Origin of the sequence: Hominilimicola sp., from assembly GCF_046972485.1 — a bacterium.
Classification (GTDB): Bacteria; Bacillota; Clostridia; order UBA1381; family UBA1381; genus Hominilimicola; species Hominilimicola fabiformis.
Map to the genome: position 1 here is coordinate 1 of NZ_JBKVWU010000028.1, position 24,326 is coordinate 24,326.

Below are 24,326 nucleotides of genomic sequence, written 5' to 3' on the forward strand. Positions count from 1 at the left end.
ATGTGATATAATGTATTATAATAATAGTTTATTATTTTTTTTATTAAACAAAAGATATTACAAAGGAAGTGAAAACAATGCAAGAACAAGTTATTAAAGCCAAAACAAATTACACCAGTGCGAATGATTTACCACTCTGTTTGAAAGTTTCAGACGTTGCAGCGGTTATGAGTATCAGTCCTGTTACTGCATATAACCTTGTAAAGTCAGAGGGTTTCCCTCGAATAAAATTAGGTAGACGCATAGTAATACCGAAAGATGCTTTCTTTAACTGGTTACATAACCAAACACAAACAACACTATAACAAAAAGGACTTGCGGCGGCGGAAATGTTGAATATGCCGCCGCACTATATTTAAGATTGGAGCGATTTAAAATGAGAAATTCAAGACCAACACCAGCATATTACGCAATTATTCCAGCACCAGTGAGATATGATAACACGCTGACTGACAAAGCAAAGATATTATACGGTGAACTTACCACTTGTTCAAATATTTACGGATATTGCACTTTTGACAATAAATATCTTTCCGAAGTATGCGAAATAAGTAACAGACGTGTAGAACAGTGTTTAAACCTCTTAGAAACAAAGGGATATATAGCGATTGACACCACCGAAAGCCAAAGACAACTTTATTTGTTGGTGGCTTAGTATAATAACATACCATTCTAAAGGGAGTAATTTAAAATGAATACAAACAATAATAAACCGAATAACTTTTCAGTTGTTCCAGCGGCGGTATTACTTAATGATACAATAACAGACAAAGCAAAAATACTGTATAGTGAAATATCTGCTTTGTGCAACAAAAAAGGTTGTTGCTGGGCAACTAATGATTATTTTGAAAAATTATACGAATGTTCAAAGATTACTGTTATTAGGGCAATTAACGCTTTAAAAGAAAATGGCTATATAAAAGTTATCCGAAAGAATAGACAACGAATAATACAGTTAGCCGCCCTAAAAGAAAAAGGCTCTACATTTTCGGTTATTCCAGCGGCGGTGAGATATGATAACACGCTGACTGACAAAGCAAAGATATTATACGGCACTATAACCGCATATTGTGATAAAAAAGGGTATTGCTGGGCAACTAATAAAGATTTTGCGGAGCAATATAAATGCACAATACAATATATCATCAAATTAATAAAATCACTTGAAAATAATAATCATATAAAAGTTGAACGTACAAGCAATAGTCGAAAGATATATATTAACAACTTAGATAAGCGGAAGAAAACTTCCGCTTACAGTGAAAAAAATGTCATAGGGGGAATAAACAATTTGTTCTTTCAGACTAAACAAAAAGAAACCCATAATAATATAAAGAATAACATAAATAATAATAATGGTTTTGCCAACGTCAAAACGGTGTGTTCTTTTGATGAAAAAATTAAAATTTACGACATCATCGAAAAAATCATAGACTTGTATTTTGACATTTACGAAGAATACAAACTCAACCGACACCCAGCGTTGACCGCTGAAAATAAACTAAAGGTACAAACAAAGCTAAGTGCTTTTATTGATGAATACGATTGGTGTGATGATTTTGACCGTAACTTAAAACTCTGGGAAAATATGATAATTGCCTTTTTCAACAATGTTAAATCAGACGGCAATATTAATCTTTTTTCAGAAGAAAGCATTTTGCAATTTCGTTATCTTGAAATCAGCGGCAACCGTTTAGACTACTAAACACGCTTTTAATACCACTATTGCAAAGCCAGCGGCGGTAAGGGGTTTTCAAGGGCGGAAGTTTTCTTCCACCGAAAACGTCTTTAAACACTGTCTACAAAATCAAATGTTTTCCGATACATCAAAATTACATACAAACCACCGCTTGAAAACGTGTATTTTATCCACAAATATAAAATATATGTTTTCATAGACACATTACAACTAAAGGGAGTTAATTAATATGATATTTGCATATACAAGAATATCCACAACAAAGAAAACGCAAAAGCACGACCGACAACAACTTACAATACAGACTTACGCAGACGAAAACAACTTTATTGTAAATGAATGGATAAGCGAAACCATAAGCGGCACAGTGGCGGCGGAAAACCGTCCTTTATACGGTAATATGTTCAAGCACTTTAAAAGCGGTGATATATTAATAATCACTGATATAGACAGAATAGGACGTTCCGCAGATGATGTTATAAGCGAATTAAAAAAGCTAAAGTCTATCGGTGTAAGAGTAGTTGCTCTTGATGTTCCCTATATGAACGACTGGAACAACACTAATAACGACAGTATGTACAATATGATAATTGATATAGTTATAACCTTAAAGGCTCATATGGCACAACAAGAACGCGAAAAGATAGTAACAAGAATTAATCAAGGACTTGCGGCGGCAAAGGAAAAAGGACATAGCTTAGGCAGACCGAAAGCAGATGTACCGACAGACTTCATCAGAGAATACAATAAATTGATAAATGGCGAATACGGAAGTATGTCAAAAGTGCAATTTGCAAAAATGCTTGATATGGGGCGAAGTACAGTATATAAATATATCACTATGCTAAACGATAAAGCTACATCACAAACATTTTAAAACACAAAAAACACCTTAAAAATACACCTTAGAAAAAATCCTTAGAGGGGAAATTTTAGGGGAAATTTAAGAAAAAAAGATAAAACAAAAACCAGTGTACTTGCCACAAACGGCTTAAACACTGGTTTTTTTAATGGTTGCGGAGACTGGACTTGAACCAGCGACCTTCGGGTTATGAGCCCGACGAGCTACCAACTGCTCTACCCCGCGATATTTAACTTAGTGCCTCTCTCAGAGTGCTATAATAGTATAGCACAGTCTAACTTATTTGTCAAGTGTTTTTTTATAATTTTTACATTTTTATTTTTTAAACCTCAATACTATTGTTTTTATCAGTGATTTAGTATATAATGTAAGTATTATTTCAAAGGAGAGATGATTAATTTGGAGCGTTTTCTTGCAAATTTGCGTGTACGTCTTGAAGAACGTATTTCGCCGAATATGATGCGTGTAATACGTCCGTTTATGACGGTGCAATTTGTTATATTTATGCTTTTGGGCATTGTGAACACTGCCGTATCGGTCGGCACAGCCACATTACTTGACATTCTTCACAATGCGTTTCTTGCACCGGACAACCCACTGCGATTAATCGCCGAACACTCACGTTCCAACTTTATATTCGGATATATAGTCAGCATAATAACATCATTCTTTTTAAACTGTCACTTTACGTTTCACCAACGACCGACACTTAAAAAGTTTCTCAAATTTCCGATAAGCTATATACCGAATTTCATATTTCAATACCTAATGGTATTCATTTTTACGGCTTTAAACTTAAATTCGACGCTTGCATACATTTGTGCGGCGATACTCGGCACACCGCTTACGTTTGCGGCAATGAAGCTGATGGTATTCAGCCGAAGAAAATCAACTACTTGAGGTGATATAAATGCTTTCACACATATATTCTTGCGGACTTTCGGGTATAGACGGATTTTCCGTATGCGTAGAAACGGATATTTCAAACGGTTTACCCGCATTTGATATAGTAGGCTTACCCGACGCCGCCGTTAAAGAGGCAAAAGAACGCATACGTTCTGCCATAAAAAACACAGGCTTTCGTTTTCCCGCAAAGCACATTGTCATAAACCTTGCCCCTGCCTCCAAGCGTAAAGAAGGTTCGGGATACGATTTACCTATGGCACTTTCTATTATATGCGCCACGGAGCAGATTTATGCACCGGACTTAAGCAAATGTGCGTTTTTCGGTGAACTTTCGCTTGACGGCACCGTACAACCGATAAACGGCATACTTCCTATGGTTATTTCGGCGTACAAAAGCGGTTTTACCGATATGTTTGTACCAACCGAAAACGCGGACGAGGCAGCAGTCATTGAAGGTGTAAACATATATCCCGTATCATCTTTGAAAGCATTATGCGACCATTTTTGTGACATACAGAAAATTAATGTACATAAAATTGACCTTACCAATTATTTTGCGTCAAGTGCTTCAAATGTACTTGATTTTTGCGACGTAAAAGGTCAGGAGAACGTCAAGCGTGCGCTTGAAATTGCCGCCGCCGGCAATCACAACGTACTTCTTATAGGCAGTCCCGGAACAGGTAAAACAATGCTTGCGCAACGTATGCCGAGCATACTTCCCGACCTTTCGTTTGACGAAGCTTTGGAAGTGACAAAAATACATTCAATCGCCGGACTTTTACCGAAAGACCAACCGCTTATTTTAAACAGACCTTTCAGAAGTCCGCACCACACGATTTCATCTGCAGGTTTGTCGGGCGGAGGTTCAACTCCAAAACCGGGTGAGCTTTCCCTCGCCCACAACGGCATACTTTTCCTTGATGAATTACCGGAATTCAGACGTGATTCGCTTGAAGTTTTGCGTCAACCGTTAGAGGACGGAAACGTCACAATTTCAAGAGTAAACGCAACTCTCACCTACCCTTGCAACATTATGCTTATAGCAAGTATGAACCCTTGCAAATGCGGTTATTTCGGTGACAGTCGCAGACAATGTACCTGTACTCCGACACAGGTTAATCGTTATCGCAGTCGAATATCGGGTCCGTTGCTTGACAGAATTGACATTCAAGTCGAAGTATCGAATGTTGATTATGAAGATTTAAGCTCGACCGAAAACAGTGAAACAAGTGCCGAAATAAAAAAACGCGTAAACAAAACACGTAAACTGCAACTCGAAAGATACAAAGATTACAATATCTACTCAAATTCACAGCTTGACGCAGGTATGCTTAAAAAATTCTGTCCGCTCGGCGAAGAAGAAAATGCAATTTTACGTGCCGCATTCGACAATCTCGGTTTGAGTGCAAGAGCACACAGCCGTATTTTGAAAGTCGCTCGTACCATTGCCGACCTTGAAGGCTCGGAAAACATAAAAAGTGAACACATAGCTGAGGCAATACAATACAGAAGTCTTGACCGCAAATATTTTGAATAGCAAAAACTCAGTAAATGATTAATCGTTCACTGTGCCGGAATGTCAGCAAATTATCCGGAACGTGCATAATATTATTTTTATTATAATTTACAGCTATAAAAAAATGACAGGCAAGCCTATCTTCGATATACGGCTTGCCTGTACACTTTTATCTATACGCTGACGCAGTAAACCTTAATTGTTTACTGTGTTTTTTATTGTTCTTCAGGATATTTCAGTCCCCACTCATTACGAATATCGGTCATAATTTCCATAACGTCTTTTGTATATTCCCTAAGCATACAACCGCTTCGCTTTGAAATCTCCTCCTCCATATCCTCCATTTCATACTGCAACGCTCTTTCGGTTTCACCCTCACAGATTTCTTTTCGCTCGCCTGTTTCGGTGCAGACAATCGTCGCCTTACACGCTCTCGGATATTCCATAATCTCGATATATCCCTTATCACCACATATAACACATCTTTTCGGTTGTTTTGTATGAAGCGACAATGAAATAACCGTCATTTGTCCCTCTTTGTTTGTCATAACAATTCCCGACATTTCATCAACACCGCTCGGTGCAAATTTTACCGTTGAAATTACATTGTCGGGCTTTGACTTCAAAAAACATCTTGCAAGCGAAATTGCGTAAACACCAATATCAAGCATTGCTCCGCCTGCCAAATTCATATTAAAAAATCTGTTTTTCATATCATAGTCCTTGTAACTTCCGAAATTCGCCTGTATCATACTCACGTCACCGATTTCGCCGTCCGCAACAAGTTTCATAAGTTTTTTGTATAGCGGCATATGATAAATCGTCATTGCCTCGGCAAGTACAAGATTTTTCCCGTCAGCCTTTTTTAAAGCCTTTTCCAATTCAACGCTGTTTAATGTTATCGACTTTTCACACAAAATATGCTTTCCGTTTTCAAGTGCTTTCATAATAAAATCAATATGCGTGTTATGCGGTGACGTTATATAAATAACGTCCACATTGTCGTCATAAAACATATCGTTCAAATCGTCATACACCTTTTCAATGCCGTACTTATCAGCAAAATCAACGGCTTTGCTGTGCGTTCTGTTGCCTACAGCGTAAAGTTTGCACCCCACACCTTGCATTGCCTGCGCCATCTGATTTGCCACAACTCCCGTACCAAGCACTGCCCAATTTAATTTGTCCATTATATATTCCTTTCTCAGTGTGGCATTGCCGCATAGCTTTTATCAATCGTGATTACACAGTAATATGTAGGATATTTTTCCTTTACCATATCATTTATCGCTTTCTTGACTTCCTTGTCGGTCATATCCATATTATGCGGAACAACGCAGTCAAATATTACGTTTGTATGCGTAATACCATACACTATACGCAAGTCATGAATTGTCAGACGTTCGTCAATCTCTTTTACCTTTTCACCAATCCAAATTCTAAGGTCGTTCACTGTATTGTCCTTTGTCGAAATCGGGTCAAAATGCACAATCATATGAAGTCCTTCATCATTCATAAAATCACGCTCAATATTATCTATGACGTCATGATTTTTCATAGCATCACCTTCCGCCGCCATTTCAACATGCACACTTGCAAACTGTCTGCCGGGTCCGTAGTCGTGTACCATTAAGTCGTGAGTACCCAAAACACCGGGATAGCTTAAAATCTTTTGACGAATTTCTTCAACCTGTTCGTTCTCCGGTGCTTTTCCGAGCATAGGGTCAAGCGTGTCTTTTACAAGTCCGAAACCGCTGTACAAAATAAATACCGCCACACCAAGACCCATCCAGCCGTCAAGCTCAAAGCCGACAAAATGCGATAATATCGCCGCAGCCAACACTGCGCCTGTCGTTATAACATCATTACGGCTGTCTGCCGCCGTTGCTATAAGCGTGTTTGAGTTAATCATTTTACCTGTTTTCGTATTAAACAATGCCATCCACGTTTTAAGCAAAATCGAAAACGCAAGCACACCGACAGTAACCCAGCTGAATTCAACCGCTGACGGATGAAGTACCTTATCCAAACTGCTTTTGAACAGTTCAACGCCGATTACCATAATAAGTACGGCAACCATAAGTCCCGACAGATATTCATACCGCCCGTGACCGTAAGGGTGTTCTTCATCTGCCGGACGGCTTGCAAGTTTAAAACCAAGCAGACTGATTATGCTTGATGATGCATCGGATAGGTTGTTTACCGCGTCGGCAGTGATAGAAACAGACGCCGACAGTGTTCCGACAATCAGTTTGCTTATGAACAGTATCGCATTGCACACTATTCCGACTATGCTTGAAAATTTACCGTATGCCGTACGCACATCGGAATTTTGCGTGTTTTCATAGTCTTTTATAAATCTTTTTATAAGTAGTTTTGTCATCTATGTCACCCAACCTTTATAACATAATTATTCTCTTTCAATACGTCAAGTGCCTTTTGAAAAAATTCGTTCTTTATAAGTATATAATCAGTGTTGTACGTTGATACCGCAAAAATCGGTATTTTTGCATTTGCTAAAATGTTCGCAGCTCTCGCAAGTATTCCCGTGAGTGAAAAATCAAGTATACCCTCGATTCTGAACGCTCTCCAACCGCTGTCACATACAATCGTATTTTTCGGAACAAACTCGCTTGAGCATACAAGCGATAATTCCTCATCAGTCTTGCCGACAAAGCAAAACTCGTCATTAAAGTTCACTTCCGTAACATCATTTATTTTGCATACCGCAAATTCTTTGTCTATTACCTTTATATCCATTTTTATCCCCTCAATTATTGTTTCTAATCAGTATAGCACATTTTGTTGCCAACTGCAACAAAAAAAAGAGTCAAAGGCTCTTTTTTTATTTTCTGTATTTTTTTATATGAATAATCTCAATAAAATATTTATACTGTCTGAACAAAATCAATCCGATTACATACACACCGCCCATAATTGCCAATTTAATAACGGCATTTATTGTTATACCAACGATATTTGTTGCGTCAATAGTAGCGTAACGCGTCAAAAAACCCGCAATGCAAACCATAACCGCAATACACACGTCCGGAATAAAACTTTTCAGAAATTTCAAAAAGCTAAATCCAAACGTCATTTTTATAAGCATAAAATATGAAATCATAAAATTAATATTATATGAAATCATTGCATTTCTTGCGACTGTGCCAATATCGCCGAAAACAATTCCGAGTACAATACCTATCAGAGTAGTTGACGACGACAAAACGCCCGTTATAAAAAGATTTTTCGTGTTGCCAAGGCTTTGGAATATCGCACCGGAGCTTGAATTTACCACCTGTGCCCAAACCGAAAGACTAAGCATCGCAAGGCAAGGAATTGCCGCCGCCCAATGCTCACCGAACATCATACAGATAATCTCATATGACGCAAAATACATATACGCACCGACAAACAATCCGAGCAATGAAAGTATCTTGACAATCTTCATATAATTCTCATATATATACGCCTTATCGTCCTGATACTCCGACAAAATCGGGTGTATAACAGGTGTTATGACGTGCGTCAAATTTTGTTCGGGATAAAGTGCAAGTTTATATGCCTTGTCGTAATATCCAAGCTGTGTATCGCCCATAAACTTCGCCACAAGCAAATTATCGGCATTTCTTGCAAAGTAGTTAAACACGTTAAACGCAAACTGATATGACGAAAACGAAAAAATCTTCTTCACACTGCCGAAATCACATTTAATTCTAAGTTTTATCCTTGTACTGCTATAATTCCATATAAAATTGACCATAACCTGTATAATAGACTGTGCGGCAAGTGCGTAATATTTCAGTCCGAGTTTTGCCAATACAATCGCTATACCGCTGCTTACAACAGTTGTGGTAATCATACGAAGTCCGATACGCACGAACTTTTTTTCTTTCATTAAAAGTGCGTTCGGCACCATATTCATTGTCGAAAAAAACAAAGACACCGAAAGCAAGCACCCTATCGGTATGTACACGCTGTTGCCGTAAAATTTAGACAACGGCACAGAAAAAATCGCAAAAATTATTGAAAGCCCTACCGCAACATATAAATTAAAAGTGAATATATTCGACACATCATAGTTGCTAAGCTCCTTATTCTGAATAACGGCAGTGCCTATCCCCATATTCGCAAGCACCGAAAAAAACGTGGTAAAAACGGTCATTACACCGATTACCCCGTAATCCTCCGGTAAAAGTATTCGCGCCAAAACAGCGCTGAAACCAAGCTGCAATATAACACAACTGTAATTTGCGGCAGCATTGATAAACGCCGCCTTTTTGATTGATATATTTTTAACATTATTTTTTATCATCCATGTTTCAACTCCCTGTATATAATATATACACTAAAATTCAACTTGTCAAACATATTTTTTCTGACAAAAAAAGACAGATGAAACGGTTTAAATTTCATCTGTCTTTTTATCATTCCATAGTTACAGTAGGCGGAATTTGTCCGCTGTAAACAGGTACGTCAAACGATAATGTTGCGTCTGTGAATGACGAGAATATCTTTTCAATGCTTACCGCCTGCTTAACTGCCCAGCCAATATCCGTTGCATATTGGTGAGTACCCGGATTTTCAGGGTTCCAAAGCATTTTATAAAGTGTGTTCTGTCTGCCATCCGAACTGTTCACATAGTTTTCGCTTATCCACTTTGCACCGCCCTTAATAGCCGACTCTACACTAGTCCAGCCTTGACTGTATGCTCTCTGTGAACCGTTTCCGACAGGGTTTGCGTCATATGCACCGATACCGAACAAGTTATAAACGGTTGTGCCGTTGACCTCAACACCGGTTGCAAGCTGTGAAGTACCGTTTCCGGACTCAAGGCAAGCATGTGCAACAAGGTAAACCTCGCTGACGTTATATTCTTTAGCCGCCTCAATGAATGCCGCTCCCATTCCTTTCATTACGCCCTTATCGGCAAGATAATTATTAAGCGTTTCTTCGCTGACATTATTCGGTTTTGAAAGGTCAAGGAACTGATATTTATATGCGTCCGTATAGAAACTGTTCGGATTCATATATTCCGCTGTTTCGGACTCTGTCGCATATGACATTCCGCCGTTTCTCCAAATTTTCGGTGGTGGGTTCAAGCCCATCTGTATTCTTATAATCTGTGGGAATGATATGTCATATGACGTGTATGTTACAGTTCCCTCCGTATCCAAATCAGAAACTTCATCATTCAAATTGAATGGGTCCTTTGCGTCCGATTCGGTTACGTTGACAGTAAACGTCTGTTTCTTTCCGTTAGTCGTTTCAACCGTTATATTCGCCGTACCAACGCTGACACCGCGTATTCTGCCCGCTTGACTTACTGTCGCTATCTTTGTATCGTCACTCGACCATTTAAGCGTTTTGTTTCGTGCGTTTGACGGTGAAACGGTTACTATCACGTTAACACTGTCGCCGACTTTTATCGTCATTGCGTCAGTATTTTTTACGGATAAAGTCTGTACGTCAATGTATGAATTTACGACATTTACAAAGCACTTCGCCTCAAAGCCTCCGTCCTCCGTTGTTGCCGTTATCTCCGTCATACCGACACCGACAGGCTTTACTCTGCCGTTTTCGTCCACACGTGCAATCTTTGTATTTTTAGATTTCCATGTTATGTTTTGGTTCGTTGCGTTTTTCGGGAATATTTCTGTCTGTAAAAGTCTGCCCTCACCGCCTGTGTAAAGCGTTATTGTGCTTGTCGGCATAAATATACCCGTTACAGGTTGTCTTACCGACAAAGTGGCGGTTGCACTCTTTTTTTGACTGTACAACATTGCCGTCAATGTCGCTTTACCGGGATTTTGTGCCGTTATATTGCCTCCGCTGTCAATCTTTGCGATATTGTCATCAGACGATTTCCAAGTAATTTTTTTATCGGGTAAATTTATCGGATAAACCTTTGCTTTTATTTTTGCCTCTGCCGTACCGCCGTTTAGGTCAACAGCACCGTCGTCCCAGCTTAATTTTATCGCAACATTGGTTTTGTCGCTGTGGTCGAACGTGTAATAATTCTGCAAAACCATCGCATATCCGACAGAATCGTCACCCTCTTGAAGATAGTCGGAATTTACGGAATTTTTTATCATAACGCCCAAAAGCACACCGAGTACCGCCACTCCGACAGCAACTGAAATCAATGCCTTCAGCCTGTGTGCCTTTGCATACTCCCAAATTTCCTTTCTGAATTTCGGAAATTTAACGTATGCAAAATTTGAAAACTTTTTGCTCTTGCACAAAAGTTTCCAAAACTTCTTAAACACTCCGACTACCGCATCCCAGCATGTTTTAATACCTTTAAATATCTTGCCGAGCCACGAAAACGGACTTTTATTATTCGGTTGTATATTTCTTGTTAATTTAGTTTCCATACCGAATTCAATCCTTAATAAAAAATGGTATTGTTTCTACAATACCATTTAATTCTATGACTGCACAGTAAAAAAGTCAATACATATGCACCATTGTTAAAAAAATGTTTACTTTTTAAACCTATTTACAATATATTGGTTTGCCATATCTTCAAGAGTGTCCTCCAAACCGCCAAGACCTTTGAAGTCGGGATTTTTTCTCTTTATTGCGTTTGTCAGAATGTAATCGCAAAGTGCAGGGTTTTTAGGCAAAAGCGGTCCGTGCAAATATGTTGCGACAACGTTTTTATACACAACACCCTCAACACCGGATTTTTCATCGTTTCCGTAACCGTAAACAACTCTGCCGAGCGGTGTGTGATTACCGATGTAAGTTCTTCCGCCGTGATTTTCAAAACCGACAATTTTTTGATTTAGAAAGTCATTTTCAAGTACGATATTTCCGATAAGACGTTTTTTTCCTTGTTCGGTGTAAATATTAAGTATATCAAGCCCTTCGATTGTTTCGTTTTCAAGCTTGTAATACTTACCCAAAAGCTGATAACCGCCGCACACTGCGACAAGTACACCGTTATCTTCAACATAATTTCTTATTTCGTCCTTGTGTTCCAAAAGTCTGTGGCAAACAATTTTCTGTTCTCTGTCCGAGCCGCCGCCTATGAATACAATATCAACGTCCGACAAATCAAATCCGTTGTCCTCACAGGTGTATGTCACAACCTCCGCGTCAATACCGCGCCACATAAGTCGCTTGCGCATACATTCGATATTGCCCCTGTCACCATACAAATTCAAAAGGTCGGGATAAAGATGAAGTATTTTGATTTTCATTATGCCTCACCTCCGAGCTTTTTAAGTACCGCCTCTGTCGAATAAAGTGCGGTATAATTCACAAGTACATAGACAACTTCGCTGTCCGTTTCAAGACATTTTGTAATTGCGTCCGCCATATCCTGCGTCATACGGTCCACTTTTATATCCGAATACTTAAATCTAAGACTTATATCGTAAACTCTGATACCTGTTGTTGTAAGCGTGTTCAGGTTTTCGTCCGCAATTTTATCAAAGTCCACGTCCCACAGCCACGACACGTCACGACCGTCATTAGCCTTGTCATTGATTGCGATTATAACGTCTTTCTTACGCTTGTCCGTATTTACCGTTGCAATGGCTTGGTTAAATCCTGCGGGATTTTTTGAAAGGCTTAGTATAACGGGCTTGTTGAATTTGTATTCCTGCATTCTGCCGATTTGCGGTTTGTAGCCTGTCAAAAGTTTTGCGAAATCGTCCGTTTTTTCTCCCAAAACATTTAGTGCACCGTATACGGCAATAAGGTTATATATATTGTAAAAACCTTTGTAATTTATCACCATCGGCTGATTGTTTATCGTAAACTTCATCGGTGTGTCGAGCGATACATTCTTGACTTCAAAATCAATCTCAGGTCGCTTGAAACCGCACGACGGGCAATAAAAATCGCCGAGCTGACTGTAATGATAGTAATTGTACTTCTGTTCCTCACCGCATACAGGACAGAAACGTCCTTCCTTTGTATCGTCAAGCTGCGGAAGTACCTTTTCGGATATTCCGTAATAATATGCCTTGACGTTTTCCTCTCTGCCGAACTGAACGCACAACGGATCGTCACCGTTTAAAACAAGTTTTAAATTCGGCACTTTTTTTATTGCACGCTTGATAATATCCGAAGTAATGTCAATTTCACCGTATCTGTCAAGCTGGTCACGGAATAGGTTCGTTATAACCATAACATCGGGCTTTACATAGTCAAACACTATCGGCGTGTATGCCTCGTCAATTTCAAGACACGCATAGTCCGCTTTTAATTTGCCGAATATACTCATTTCCTGTAAAACGGTGGTTGCAATACCGCTAAGCATATTCGCACCGAGCTTATTGCAAATAACCTTATATCCCTTTGCCTCAAGTGCCGATGCCATAAGATTGTTTGTCGTTGTTTTTCCGTTTGTGCCGCAAGTTACGATTATACCCTTTGACACGCATTTTTCCAAGCCTTTTACAAGGTCGGGACATATTTTAAGTGCATACGCACCCGGCGAAGAAGATGATTTTTTACCTACTGTTTTTCCGACTATGGTAAGAATTTTTCCGAGCCATATCGCAAGAAGTTTTCTCATTACAGTTATTCCTTTCAACTAATATAATATATGATTATACTACACTTTCTTTCCTTTTGCAACTTTCTCTTTAAAGTAATGAGGTTTTTATGTTCTTACTTTACTTTTTTTCGTGAATGTGTTATTATTGACACGAAATAAACATTAACATATCGAAAGAATGACGTAATTATGACAGACTTTATAACGCAGATTGATTTTAATATTTTAAACGCAATTCAAAGCATACGCAATCCGTTTCTTGATACAATTATGCCACTTATAACGTTTTTAGGCAGCGGCGGCATTGTATGGGCTGTAACTGCACTTATAATGCTTTGTTTCAAAAAATCACGAAAAACAGGTATTGTAATAATAGTTTCACTGCTTTTGGGATTGTTCCTTTCTACAATGGGGCTTAAAAATGTAATTGCACGTGAACGTCCATATAACACCGAAGGAGCGTTGCTTACAGTTGAAAATCTGCTGATAGGCGCGCCGTCGGGAAGATTTTCGTTTCCGTCTGGTCACGCAATATCTTCATTTTCCGCCGCAACTGTTATTTTGCTGTACAGCAAAAAATTAGGTATACCGGCAATTATTCTTGCGGCTTTGATATGCTTTACAAGGCTGTATCTGTATGTACATTTTCCGTCCGATGTTATTTGCGGTGCGTTGTTCGGAATATTGCTCGCGTTCTTGTCAAACTTCTTAGTCAATAGAATATGGGAGAAAATCAATGAAAGAAAATTATCAAATAATTCTAAACAAAACGATTGACGAAATTCAAAAAAACAATACCGTTCCGTCACTTCTTCTGCACAGCTGTTGTGCGCCTTGTTCAAGCTATGTACTTGAATATTTGTCGGAATATTTTGATATAACTATTTTCTATTACAATCCGAATATTTCACCCGAAGAAGAATTTTATAAGCGTGTCAGCGAGCAAAAGCGTCTTATAAACGAAATGCCTTTAAAAAGAAAAGTAAAGTTTATCGAGGGCAAATATGACTGCGAAAAATTTTATTCGATTGCAAAAGGGCTTGAAAATCTCAAAGAGGGTGGCGAGCGTTGCTTTAAATGTTACCGACTTCGTCTTGAAGAAACAGCAAAAACCGCCCAAAAGGACGGTTTTGATTACTTCACTACCACGCTTTCGATAAGTCCGCATAAAAATGCTCAAGTGCTTAACCAAATCGGTCTTGAACTTGAAGAAAGCTACAGTGTTAAATATCTATGCTCCGATTTCAAAAAGAAAAACGGTTATAAGCGTTCTTGTGAACTTTCGGAAATATACGGTCTTTATCGTCAGAATTATTGCGGTTGTATTTATTCAAAGCTTGAAGCCGAAGAACGTGAAAAAGCTAAAAATAATAACGAACAGCCGCTATCTGTGCAATAAATTCACGCACGCAAGATACAGGCAAAAGCGGTATCGGTGTAGACGCACCTATATGCGTTGCGTCTATGCCGTTTATTTTTGCCATCAATTCCGAACGTAAAACGTGAAATTCGTTTGTTACAAATACGGCTTGTCCCTCGTCCATTATCAACTTTGAATATTCAAAATTTTCATATGTGCTTGTGGAGTTGTCCTCTTTTATAATTCTGTCTTCTCTTATTCCGTGATTTAAAAGGTAGTTTTCCATTGCCTGTGCCTCTGAAATTGTTTCGCCTTTGCCCTGTCCGCCGCTGACTATTGCTATTGCATTTCCGTTTTTGTTCATATATTCAGCCGCTTTTTCAAGTCGTCTTTCAAGTGCCAAAGACGGTGTATCGCCTTTCAGTCCCGCACCAAGCACGATTATATAATCTTCTCTGTATGTCGCATTGTCACTTTTTCCGACAACGCATATAATTCCCGAATAAATCACAAGTACAATCATTCCGAACGTAAACAGACCTTTTATAAACTTCAAAAAGCCTTTTGTTTTGAACGCATCGTAAAACGTACTCCATAATATAAACATAATACCTATTGCAACGGTAAATGCCTCACCCACGCCCATTGATGTGGTTGACGCAAAATAAAGTCCGTCTGCCGAAAAAAGCAATCCCAATATAAATAATATTACTCGCATATACTGTCTCCTTATATTATTGAATATTCCATACATTCATAATGTAGCTTTGTGCCGATGTCTACACCCAACGGCAACAGTGCCATTGCTATGAATAATTCTTCCTCACTTTCAATATCCGTACGCTTTAGGTACGCATATTCCCCCTCAATTCTTGATACAATATAATCCTTCGGTTCCATATTTGACCTCCATATTTGCTTTTATACTCATATAATACATTAACTATTATATCATTGTCAATAATTTTTTATTTTTTTGAAAAAAAGTGTTGACAAAAGCATTTTTATGTGCTATTATATTATCTGTCGTCAGACGTAAAACATAATATGCGTGATTAGCTCAGTTGGTAGAGCACCTGACTCTTAATCAGGGTGTCCAGGGTTCGAACCCCTGATCGCGTACCACAAGTTGCAATATCCGAACTTTTGTTCGGATATTTTTTTGTTATGGGCTTTTTCCCATTTCATAAGCATTTTGCATTGTCCTTCTTTGCTTTATACATCTATCGTTAATTGCCACAACACATCAATTCTTCACACAAATAACTTTTTCATAACAAATCACCCTTTTTATTCTATCGTAGCTGTCCTAATCTCTGTTTAGTAAACCACTTAAACGTTGATTTTTTACAAAAAGCACATCTAAAACGTGCTTGACATAATTTTTATACTATGTTATACTTTAGATATAGAGAAGAGCGGTAAACAGCTTTTGTTTCTGCTTTAATATTTGGTTAAATTTTTGTAGAAATTGATTTTCTACCCAATAACCGTCCTATTCCCGTAGGGCGGTTATTTCTTTAATATCCATACAATAAGCAAAATCAATACAAGTTGTATTGTTGTTTCACTCATAATATTTCCTTTCCGAAACAGAGCCGCCACCGCTCTCTATATATCAAGGCTTTTCAGCCTGCTTTTATTCTACACTATACCTCACGCAATGTCAAATTACGTTTATTTTACTTAAAAAAATACAAAATGGCGGTTTTAAACCGCCATTTTGATTACTTCAATTTTTCATTAATACGCATAAACACTGCCGCTGTCTGTGCTCTTGTGGAATTCGCCTGCGGAGCGAAAGTACCGTCGGTATTACCCGACATTATTTCTTGCTCTGACAGCCAATCAACCGCATTCCTTGCATAATCTGAAACACTGTCACTGTCAACATAATTTGCCGTTTCATTTACCGTTATATCACAATTTTTGTATTCCGCATAACGATAAATAATCGCCGCCATTTGTTCACGGGTTATACTCATATCAGGTGCAAACTCTGTATCACTCACACCGCTGACAATTTTATTTTCTTCCGCCCATGCCACTGCATTTGCGTAATAACTGTCACTTGCCACATCAACAAAGCTTGAATTTTCCGCATACGGTTCACCCTCTGTTCTGTACAGAACAGTTACAAACATAGCCCTTGTAACGTCACCGTCAGGTGCAAATTCCGTATTGCTCACACCATATATCAAACCGTTTTCATAAGCGTACTTAACCGAATTATAGAACCAATCGTTGTTACTTACATCAACAAACGGATTATTCCAATCAGTCGGTTCAGGCTTATCTGACGGATTAGGCACAGCATCAATCTTTTTGAACTTTGCAGTGATTTCAGCTTTTGCATTCACCTTTTCAAACGTATATTCGCTCACCTTACCGACGCTTTCGCCGTTTACGATTACGTCCTCAATTTCGTAACCCTCATCAGCCGTTATCGTAAATGTCTTGCTTTCATTTTTATTTACGGTTACGGTGTCCGGACTGATTTTACCGTTTTCAGACTGAACAACTGTAATTTTATATGTTACAGTGCCGGAGTTTCCTCCTCCGCCACCGCCCGAACTTGGTTTAATCATAAGCGGACTGCTTGCAATAATGTGAGTGTTTTCAACCGTTGTACCCGTCAAATTAACCGTAACGGTATATGTCACAGACGTATCAAACGTGCCGTACAACGTATATGTCTTATTATCACTGCTTGCCTTAACCTCTGTAAGTTCCACATTCTTATCACCGTTCAGTACAACAAAATTATCTGCCGTCATTCCCTCAATCGCTGTATCAAGATTAATCGTGATATGAGTCTTTCTTGCCGTACCTGCCGACGCATTCACTTTAATTTTTTCACTTGGAATATCAGTGCTGTCCTTGCCGCCCAAAACGGTATAAACATTCTGATTATCAACAGTCGCACTTACTACGCCGTTTATTTTTTCATCAGTTGTAATGTAGCCGTTTTCATCAACATTCGCCGCACCTTCTATTGCCGAAACGTTCCATTCAATTCTGTTTGCCGCCGCACTGTCGTCATTGATTTCAATAATTCTGTTATCGGTTTTCACCTTTAGCGAAAGCTGACCGCTTGTGCCGGCTTTAATTGTACTGTCACTGCACTCTTTTCCGTCAATGTACATTTGAAGTACACTGTCGTCATTGCCGAGTGCTTTGTTTGTAAGCTGTAATGTTACAGGTACTGTTTCGTTGCCAATTTCGTCTGCCGCATACACAACTATATTTTGATATGCCATAGAATTATCAAGTGTAACAGTCTTTTCAAAACTGCCGTCATCTCCGACAGTCACTTCCTGTATTTCTTGATTTTCCGCACCGATATACACTTTCGCACCACTGTCGCTGATACCCTTAACCGTAACAGTGTCCTCGAAAAATCCGCCGTTATTCGGACTGCTTATTTGCAATCTCGGAGGAAGTGTATCGACAGTAAACATATACTCCGACAATGTACCGTCTTTTGAATCGTTTTCGCCCTTGAAGGTTATTATATGCGTACCGTCCTCTAATCCGTCAAGATTTATACTCTGCGACATAGTTTTTTCCGAAACAGTACCGCTCATTTCACCGCTGTCCAACGACCATTCGCCGGAAACATTCATATCCGATACAAGGTCTATAACTGCATTACTGCTTTTAACCGTATCTGTACCGTCAATACTTACCGCATTTTGTGCTTTAAGTGTTACATCAGCCTTTTTAGGCTCAACCATCGTCACAGGTGACGACAGTGTTTCAGCGGAAACAATCTGACCGCCTGAAGATGTATTTTTATAACCCTTTAATCCTACCACATACTGCTTACCGCTTACAAGTCCGACTTGTTCGGTCTGCGTTTTTATATCCTTTTTCTCATCTTCCGTAAGGTCGTTTTTATTCACGATATTTCCGTTCTTATCCACCGTAACCGTCTTTGTATACTGACCGCCGACCGTAATCACATCACTTCCGCTTACAGTCATATTGTCAAATACAGTCGGTACATTTTTACCGTCTTGAACTTCATATATACTTACCTTGTAGCCGTCATAATTATATTGATTTATACCTGTCAAATCAATACTGTAATCACCGCCCAATGCCACATTAAATGTCGGTGCGGACGGCTGTGACGGATTTGTATAATTAAGCTTTTTATCGGTTGTCACAACAGGGTTAGCACTTTCATCTGTCGTTGTCGCAACAACTTTTACCGTATATTCACCGCTTGGCATATTTTCAGGCATTATTATATTTGCACTCTTACTCTTTATGTCATTCACATTTTCTGTTTTGTACAACGGATAAACTTCGTTATTGCTGTCCTCTGCATAAATTGTAAGACTGTTGAATTTATCCAAATCTTCGCCCGACCACGTTACCGTATTATTGTTCAATACCGCATTGTCGATTGTCGGCAACTTTGAAAGTGCGTATATAGTCACGCTTGACGCAATACCTGTTTTTAATTGCAATGCTTTATTAAAGTAATTTTCATCTGTAACCGTTATTGTAACGGTTGCTTTCTTTGTATCCTCATTCCAATTCAACATTGCGTTTGCATTTGCGTTGGCTGTATCGTCTGCCGTTTTTGAACTGTCTGACCATACTATCGGATAATTTTCCATTTCAATATTCTTTGCATATGTTTCCGCAATAAGCTGACTCGGTGCGTCATACGAAATTGTAAGTATTCCGTTTTCGTTGTTATACTTGCCGAAATTAACCGAATGTACCGTTTTACCCGCAAGCGATGATACCGTCGCACCGTTTGAGCCGAACAATGATATATCGTCTGTTGACGCCAATGTACGAATACTGTTATTGAGTTTCATATACAAGGTACGGTCTGTTTTTTCATCGTAATAAACAGGAATACCCTCCGCACTCAACTCAATAGTCGGTTCCGGTGCGTCATATTTACCGAAAGCGAAATCTACATCGCCACCCCAATAATATGTTACACCTGCGTCAATTTTCAAAACGTGCAAAGCACCCCATATTTTTTCTGCATTGACACCCAAATCGGCAGAGCCTATTTCTATACCGCCGAAAATCGGTATTTTTTTAGGAATACTTACCACTGCTGTGGCATAGCCTTCCCAGAAATACTTATCCTTAACCTTATCTTTTTCCACAATTAAGTGTCCGTCACCCGAAATAACGTCGAATATACCGATAGACACTCCCGCTGCAAATCTAAGTTCGGGATACCATGCACATTCAATTCCCGCATAGTCTATAAGTGTAATTCCCGCAACATTCACGTCCGACAGTGCAATACTCAAATCTCTCGGACTGATACTTACATCACCTCTTGCGGAAAGAACATCAAACAAAGCGAATTGTCCGCTTAGCAGAAGCGTTATAGGCGGTACGGATGAGGACGGATAAATCGTTTCAAACAGATTATCTATACCGCCGCCGGCACCTTTAATCCAAAATACGCCCATTCCGTCAACATTTATGCCCGGTGTAAATCCGCCTGCATAGAAATATAATTTATCCGGAATAGGTATTCCGTTGTTACTTCTAAGACGAATTTCCGCCTCCATTTCAAATGCCATCATATCGGCACTGCCTTGAACGCCGATAGTGTATTCGTTGTTCATAACCTTTAAATCAAGAGTACCCTCAACGCTCGGAAGTCCGTCCGCATATGACGGAACTTCTACTTCGACAGACGTATTAAATCCGATAAATCCGCCGCCGAAAAGTATATCATGGATATACAAATTCAGACTTCCGCCCTCTGCGTCTTCCCATTCCTCTTGGTCCTCGGCATATCTGTCCTGTACATCTCTAAGCTGTGACGGAGTGTAATTACTGCTCGCCATTTTCAGTTGTGCAACCTCCATTGCGGAAGTTTTTCTGTTGCTCCAATCAAAGTTTGACGGAACAAGAAAATCAGGTGAAAGTTGCGCACCGAATGCGATTACTCTTTGTTTCGGTGTTTTTGAAGTGACTTCACCGTCAACTGTCGCCATCTGTCCGAACTGACAGTATCTGAATTCCATCACCATTCCTGCAATGGTTTGTGCGGTACTTGCCGCACCCGGCCACATAAGCATAATACCATTTGTATTTGCAACGCTGTTTTCAACGTCACCTGTCTGCTCGCCCTCGTTTGTGTACTGCAAAAGTGTTGATTCGGAGCCGTTTTCAAATGACGAAATCGCACATACACCGCTCCAAACCTTTGTTCTTGCACCTGTTGTATAAACTTCGCCGTCTATATCTATATTGATAGTTTGGTCGTCCTGACCAACGTTTTCGACAGACACGGTTACAGTACCTTTTTCAATATCAAGACAATTACTGATATTTATTGTACTTTTCGCCTTATGGTCTACCGTTTCAAGAGAAACAGCCTCTGCCTCTGCAATTTTACCGTTTTCATATTTTAACGTAAAGTCACCGCGAAGTTCAAGCAGAGAGATATTCTGAGCGTTTGGAACTTCGTCACTGTATTCCTTTTCGTCTTTATACGCCCTTAGGGCATACTTGTTATCGCCGTCTTTTTCAATCGTGACAACTCCGTAAGAGCCGCCTTGATATGCAATATCATCACTGACATTAAACTTCAGTGCGTCAGACGTAATATCTTTTTTAGTCGGATCTTTCATATCAAATACAATCTGATATGTACCGACCGACATAAGCTCATCAAGTATCAAATCCGCCGTATTGTTTTCGGTATCCAAAATGAAGTTTTCCGCACTTACAGTCAACGGCTGACTGCCGTTTAAAGGCGTAACCTTTATATCGTATTCACTCTTATTTTTAAGCAAATTGAAATTCTGACCTGCAAGGTAAATATGTCTTGTTCCTCTGTTATAAACAATCTCGGGTGCGGTGCTTATAAACGAAACCCTGTCACCTGTTGCACCCGGGCAAAGAAGATATATACTTCTCTGACCGATTAAGTTTTCGGAAAGCAATTTACCGTCCGTTCCGCTCACGTCATAACAACGCACTTCGATTTTTCTGTAATCGGTAGCCGTAAGCGGTTCGGCATTAAAGTTAAACACAACCTGTCGTTCTTCATCTGCGTTAAAATCTATAATATCAACACTGAAAGGGTTTGAATATGAAGCTGTAACGTCAAGATTACCCGACAAGTCATACGGTGTTATTCCCTCCTGCGGATATACCGCAACGGCAATTTGTTTCATTTCGTTCTGCGACACGTTTTTAATTTGCGTTGACACGCTAAAATCACCGTTTTTACCGTCCGCCGTTTGCGGTTTGTATTCGTCTTTTGTATCGGTAAGCTGCATTGCTCCGAGTTCAGATGAAAAATTTATCGCAACCTTATCATCGTTATTTACGGTTACGTTTGAATATATACCGTAATTTGTCGCAACGGTATTGCCCTCACCGTTTGCCGCCACACTTCCCATATCGAAATACAGAGCATACGCACTGTCGGCAGTCAAATATTTTTCGTTATACGGATTTGTAAATGTCAACGAGTTATCCGGTTCAAAATCGAATACGCTTGACGCAAGGTTGTTCCAATGTCCGAACGCTATTTGATACGGTACGACAATTTTATTGTTAATCGACGCATTCACTGTATAAGCCGTTACGGACGGTGCTTTCGGATTGTCGTATCCGAATAACGCGTTGTTGTATGCTTCTCCGTCAGAGTTATCAATAACAGTTTCAGATTGTATCTGCTCATATGTACTGTCCTTTTTCGTCAGTTCATACACCGCATAATCCTGATAACCGAGTGCGGTATCAAGCATAACTCTTGCCTGAACACTGTCCGCATTTCTTCCGTCCGTACTCTTTACACCGTATGAAATTGACGCCATACCGTGCAGAGCCGATTTTGTATTTGCAAGCGTGACGGTCTGCGTAAAAGTCAAACCGTCAACGCTCCACGTTGCGACAATGTTGTCACTGTTTTTCACCAAAGTGACGTCACTGCTGTCCTTACCCAAGAAACCGTATTTTCTTCCGAAAATATAGTCCTTTATCTCATCACCTCTTTTTACACGAAAAGAGGTATATGATGTATCATAATTTTCATCGGGAAACAAAAGATATTTATTATCATCTGCTTTGTTCAGCTTATCTCCCTCAACGGTATCTATCAGAAAACCGCCGTTTTTCGCCGAAACAACGACTTTCAAATAACCGTCGTTCAATTCTTCGTAATCCGCCTTATTCAGATTTTCGGCAAACGCGCCGATAGGCATTATACCGAAAATCATCGCTGTTACGGTTAAGGCTGATATAATCTTTTTTAATCTTTGCAGCATAGTAAACCTCCTTTTTTCATTATTGAACGTAAATTACAAATCTGTAATTGTCACGTCCCTGCGTTTGTACATTAAATGTATAATACCCCGCCTTTTTCGGAACGAATGTAATCGGCTCTGTATTATCCTTATTCTTCGCCAATTCAGTCGCACCGATTTTCATTTGACCGACTGTCTTTATACCGTTTTTATATTTAACACTGTACGGCTCGCCATTGCTTTCAACGACAATGTTCTGTGCCTCGTTTTTGCTTAGCACAATCATATCTCTGTAAATATACTCACCGTTTACGCTGACTCTAAGCTGAGTATCCTCATAGAAATAGATATATCCGTATCTTTCACTGCTGTTTCCTGCCTCGTCTGTTGCGGTATAAGTCACCCTTACTGTTCCCGTTGTCTGCGGTTTTGTGTAAGTAACATCAAGCTTGATTTTGTCCTTTTCGGTTTCGTTGTCGCTTACCGTCATATTCGCTTTAAGCTGTGACAAAATATCTTCTGAATTTAAGTCGATTTCCACCGTTTCCTTTTTCAATTTGATAGTCGGTGCTTTTTTATCCGGCATTGCTATCTGCATAAAGTGATAATACTTTGTATTTGAATATTCGTCCTTTGCCTTTATTGTAGGATACAATCCTGCCAAATCCTCCGATACGGTTAACTTCGTCCACGCACCGGCCGTAAGATTTTGACCTGTTGTGTCACCGTTCCATGTTACCGTACAGTTTCTGTTTGCACTCACATATACAGTGTCACCAACCTTTAAACGACCGAGTTTATCCGGTGACTCCTTACTGTCTGTACCGTCACTTGCAAGACTGAATGTAAGCGACAAATCTTTATCAATGATGCTGTCAACCTTAACAACCTTTTCCGTCAGATTGCCTGCAGCGTCCGCAAAGTGAGATACATATTCGCCGTTTGCGTTTATTACTCGTGTAAATTCAGTTCCCTGTTTTCCGTTTTCTCTGAAAATAACTTCTTTGTCAGCTTTTAAAGTCACTGTCACTTTACGGTGATTTTCGGACGGCTGAATTGTTTCGGTAATAATCGGTGCGTTTTTGTCGATGTTCTTAACCTCATTCAAAGTAATTTCACACACTTGACCGTTTACGGCTGTGCAAACAAGCGTCATAGTCGGTGCATTTTCCGAATATGAAATTGTAACTTGATTATCAAGTTTATATATTTC

At 39.4% G+C, this 24,326-nt stretch carries 19 protein-coding genes and 2 tRNA genes; 9 read left to right on the forward strand and 12 right to left on the reverse strand.

Annotation, left to right across the window (positions count from 1 at the left end; all coding sequences use genetic code 11):
• Positions 1-77: 77 nt before the first annotated feature.
• From ACLTU0_RS04890 to ACLTU0_RS04905, 4 genes are all read left to right on the forward strand, one after another.
• Positions 78-305, forward strand: a complete 228-nt coding sequence (locus ACLTU0_RS04890; protein WP_412321559.1) for a helix-turn-helix domain-containing protein — start codon at positions 78-80, stop codon at positions 303-305.
• Positions 306-376: 71 nt separating this feature from the next.
• Complete coding sequence (locus ACLTU0_RS04895; protein ID WP_412321560.1) at positions 377-655, forward strand: helix-turn-helix domain-containing protein; 279 nt, start codon at positions 377-379, stop codon at positions 653-655.
• Positions 656-691: 36 nt separating this feature from the next.
• Entirely contained in the window at positions 692-1,705 is a 1,014-nt protein-coding gene (locus ACLTU0_RS04900; protein ID WP_412321561.1) for a helix-turn-helix domain-containing protein, read from the forward strand.
• A 223-nt stretch (positions 1,706-1,928) separates the two neighbouring features.
• Positions 1,929-2,576, forward strand: a complete 648-nt coding sequence (locus ACLTU0_RS04905; RefSeq protein ID WP_308456889.1) for a recombinase family protein — start codon at positions 1,929-1,931, stop codon at positions 2,574-2,576.
• Positions 2,577-2,710: 134 nt separating this feature from the next.
• Here the strand turns inward: ACLTU0_RS04905 and ACLTU0_RS04910 are convergent.
• Positions 2,711-2,786 (reverse strand) — tRNA-Met (locus tag ACLTU0_RS04910).
• Positions 2,787-2,951: 165 nt separating this feature from the next.
• On the opposite strand from ACLTU0_RS04910, the gene ACLTU0_RS04915 reads away from it, so the two are divergent.
• Together ACLTU0_RS04915 and ACLTU0_RS04920 are read left to right on the forward strand one after the other, a co-directional pair.
• Positions 2,952-3,461: a GtrA family protein gene (locus tag ACLTU0_RS04915; protein ID WP_412321562.1), complete on the forward strand. Its 510-nt coding sequence runs from the start codon at positions 2,952-2,954 to the stop codon at positions 3,459-3,461.
• A 10-nt stretch (positions 3,462-3,471) separates the two neighbouring features.
• Positions 3,472-5,004: a YifB family Mg chelatase-like AAA ATPase gene (locus tag ACLTU0_RS04920; RefSeq protein ID WP_412276024.1), complete on the forward strand. Its 1,533-nt coding sequence runs from the start codon at positions 3,472-3,474 to the stop codon at positions 5,002-5,004.
• 194 nt (positions 5,005-5,198) lie between these two features.
• Here ACLTU0_RS04920 and ACLTU0_RS04925 read toward each other — a convergent pair whose 3' ends face one another.
• The 7 genes from ACLTU0_RS04925 to ACLTU0_RS04955 form a co-directional block, all read right to left on the reverse strand.
• Positions 5,199-6,173: a Gfo/Idh/MocA family protein gene (locus ACLTU0_RS04925; RefSeq protein ID WP_147515021.1), complete on the reverse strand. Its 975-nt coding sequence runs from the start codon at positions 6,171-6,173 to the stop codon at positions 5,199-5,201.
• A gap of 14 nt (positions 6,174-6,187) precedes the next feature.
• Positions 6,188-7,366: a cation diffusion facilitator family transporter gene (locus tag ACLTU0_RS04930; RefSeq protein WP_412294014.1), complete on the reverse strand. Its 1,179-nt coding sequence runs from the start codon at positions 7,364-7,366 to the stop codon at positions 6,188-6,190.
• 5 nt (positions 7,367-7,371) lie between these two features.
• The gene (locus tag ACLTU0_RS04935) at positions 7,372-7,743 is read right to left on the reverse strand and encodes an ACT domain-containing protein (protein WP_337598937.1); all 372 of its coding nucleotides are present in this window, start codon (positions 7,741-7,743) and stop codon (positions 7,372-7,374) included.
• 85 nt (positions 7,744-7,828) lie between these two features.
• Positions 7,829-9,298: a lipopolysaccharide biosynthesis protein gene (locus ACLTU0_RS04940; protein WP_412321563.1), complete on the reverse strand. Its 1,470-nt coding sequence runs from the start codon at positions 9,296-9,298 to the stop codon at positions 7,829-7,831.
• Positions 9,299-9,410: 112 nt separating this feature from the next.
• Complete coding sequence (locus ACLTU0_RS04945; protein WP_412321564.1) at positions 9,411-11,360, reverse strand: Ig-like domain-containing protein; 1,950 nt, start codon at positions 11,358-11,360, stop codon at positions 9,411-9,413.
• A 108-nt stretch (positions 11,361-11,468) separates the two neighbouring features.
• Entirely contained in the window at positions 11,469-12,191 is a 723-nt protein-coding gene (locus tag ACLTU0_RS04950) for a type 1 glutamine amidotransferase (protein WP_412321565.1), read from the reverse strand.
• The gene (locus tag ACLTU0_RS04955) at positions 12,191-13,516 is read right to left on the reverse strand and encodes a Mur ligase family protein (RefSeq protein ID WP_117966786.1); all 1,326 of its coding nucleotides are present in this window, start codon (positions 13,514-13,516) and stop codon (positions 12,191-12,193) included. Before ACLTU0_RS04955 ends, ACLTU0_RS04950 begins: the two co-directional genes overlap by 1 nt.
• Positions 13,517-13,687: 171 nt before the next feature.
• Between ACLTU0_RS04955 and ACLTU0_RS04960 the strand changes: the two genes are divergently transcribed.
• Both ACLTU0_RS04960 and ACLTU0_RS04965 read left to right on the forward strand, forming a co-directional pair.
• Positions 13,688-14,275, forward strand: coding sequence for a phosphatase PAP2 family protein (locus tag ACLTU0_RS04960; RefSeq protein ID WP_412321566.1), 588 nt, complete (start codon positions 13,688-13,690; stop codon positions 14,273-14,275).
• The gene (locus ACLTU0_RS04965; protein WP_308455992.1) at positions 14,235-14,897 is read left to right on the forward strand and encodes an epoxyqueuosine reductase QueH; all 663 of its coding nucleotides are present in this window, start codon (positions 14,235-14,237) and stop codon (positions 14,895-14,897) included. Before ACLTU0_RS04960 ends, ACLTU0_RS04965 begins: the two co-directional genes overlap by 41 nt.
• Here ACLTU0_RS04965 and ACLTU0_RS04970 read toward each other — a convergent pair.
• Positions 14,860-15,576 (reverse strand): YdcF family protein, encoded by a 717-nt coding sequence (locus tag ACLTU0_RS04970; RefSeq protein WP_308455991.1) that lies wholly within the window; start codon positions 15,574-15,576, stop codon positions 14,860-14,862. The genes ACLTU0_RS04965 and ACLTU0_RS04970 overlap by 38 nt on opposite strands.
• Positions 15,577-15,587: 11 nt before the next feature.
• Positions 15,588-15,758 (reverse strand): hypothetical protein, encoded by a 171-nt coding sequence (locus ACLTU0_RS04975; RefSeq protein ID WP_022230705.1) that lies wholly within the window; start codon positions 15,756-15,758, stop codon positions 15,588-15,590.
• Positions 15,759-15,907: 149 nt separating this feature from the next.
• Between ACLTU0_RS04975 and ACLTU0_RS04980 the strand changes: the two genes are divergently transcribed.
• Positions 15,908-15,983: transfer RNA gene (locus ACLTU0_RS04980), tRNA-Lys, on the forward strand.
• Between the two features lie 602 nt (positions 15,984-16,585).
• Here the strand turns inward: ACLTU0_RS04980 and ACLTU0_RS04985 are convergent.
• A complete protein-coding gene (locus ACLTU0_RS04985) occupies positions 16,586-23,134 on the reverse strand; it encodes an S-layer homology domain-containing protein (protein ID WP_412321567.1) in 6,549 nt (2,182 codons plus the stop codon).
• Between the two features lie 19 nt (positions 23,135-23,153).
• A partial coding sequence (locus ACLTU0_RS04990; protein WP_412321568.1) for a hypothetical protein occupies positions 23,154-24,326 on the reverse strand: 1,173 nt, incomplete at its 5' end.

Coding starts and splice junctions, on each gene's coding strand:
- ACLTU0_RS04985 (WP_412321567.1), bottom strand. CDS start 23,134: ATGCTGCAAAGATTAAAAAAGATTATATCAGCCTTAACCGTAACAGCG.
- ACLTU0_RS04975 (WP_022230705.1), bottom strand. CDS start 15,758: ATGGAACCGAAGGATTATATTGTATCAAGAATTGAGGGGGAATATGCG.
- ACLTU0_RS04945 (WP_412321564.1), bottom strand. CDS start 11,360: ATGGAAACTAAATTAACAAGAAATATACAACCGAATAATAAAAGTCCG.
- ACLTU0_RS04920 (WP_412276024.1), top strand. CDS start 3,472: ATGCTTTCACACATATATTCTTGCGGACTTTCGGGTATAGACGGATTT.
- ACLTU0_RS04900 (WP_412321561.1), top strand. CDS start 692: ATGAATACAAACAATAATAAACCGAATAACTTTTCAGTTGTTCCAGCG.
- ACLTU0_RS04965 (WP_308455992.1), top strand. CDS start 14,235: ATGAAAGAAAATTATCAAATAATTCTAAACAAAACGATTGACGAAATT.
- ACLTU0_RS04925 (WP_147515021.1), bottom strand. CDS start 6,173: ATGGACAAATTAAATTGGGCAGTGCTTGGTACGGGAGTTGTGGCAAAT.
- ACLTU0_RS04950 (WP_412321565.1), bottom strand. CDS start 12,191: ATGAAAATCAAAATACTTCATCTTTATCCCGACCTTTTGAATTTGTAT.
- ACLTU0_RS04935 (WP_337598937.1), bottom strand. CDS start 7,743: ATGGATATAAAGGTAATAGACAAAGAATTTGCGGTATGCAAAATAAAT.
- ACLTU0_RS04930 (WP_412294014.1), bottom strand. CDS start 7,366: ATGACAAAACTACTTATAAAAAGATTTATAAAAGACTATGAAAACACG.
- ACLTU0_RS04955 (WP_117966786.1), bottom strand. CDS start 13,516: ATGAGAAAACTTCTTGCGATATGGCTCGGAAAAATTCTTACCATAGTC.
- ACLTU0_RS04970 (WP_308455991.1), bottom strand. CDS start 15,576: ATGCGAGTAATATTATTTATATTGGGATTGCTTTTTTCGGCAGACGGA.
- ACLTU0_RS04890 (WP_412321559.1), top strand. CDS start 78: ATGCAAGAACAAGTTATTAAAGCCAAAACAAATTACACCAGTGCGAAT.
- ACLTU0_RS04960 (WP_412321566.1), top strand. CDS start 13,688: ATGACAGACTTTATAACGCAGATTGATTTTAATATTTTAAACGCAATT.
- ACLTU0_RS04905 (WP_308456889.1), top strand. CDS start 1,929: ATGATATTTGCATATACAAGAATATCCACAACAAAGAAAACGCAAAAG.
- ACLTU0_RS04940 (WP_412321563.1), bottom strand. CDS start 9,298: ATGATAAAAAATAATGTTAAAAATATATCAATCAAAAAGGCGGCGTTT.
- ACLTU0_RS04895 (WP_412321560.1), top strand. CDS start 377: ATGAGAAATTCAAGACCAACACCAGCATATTACGCAATTATTCCAGCA.
- ACLTU0_RS04915 (WP_412321562.1), top strand. CDS start 2,952: ATGATTAATTTGGAGCGTTTTCTTGCAAATTTGCGTGTACGTCTTGAA.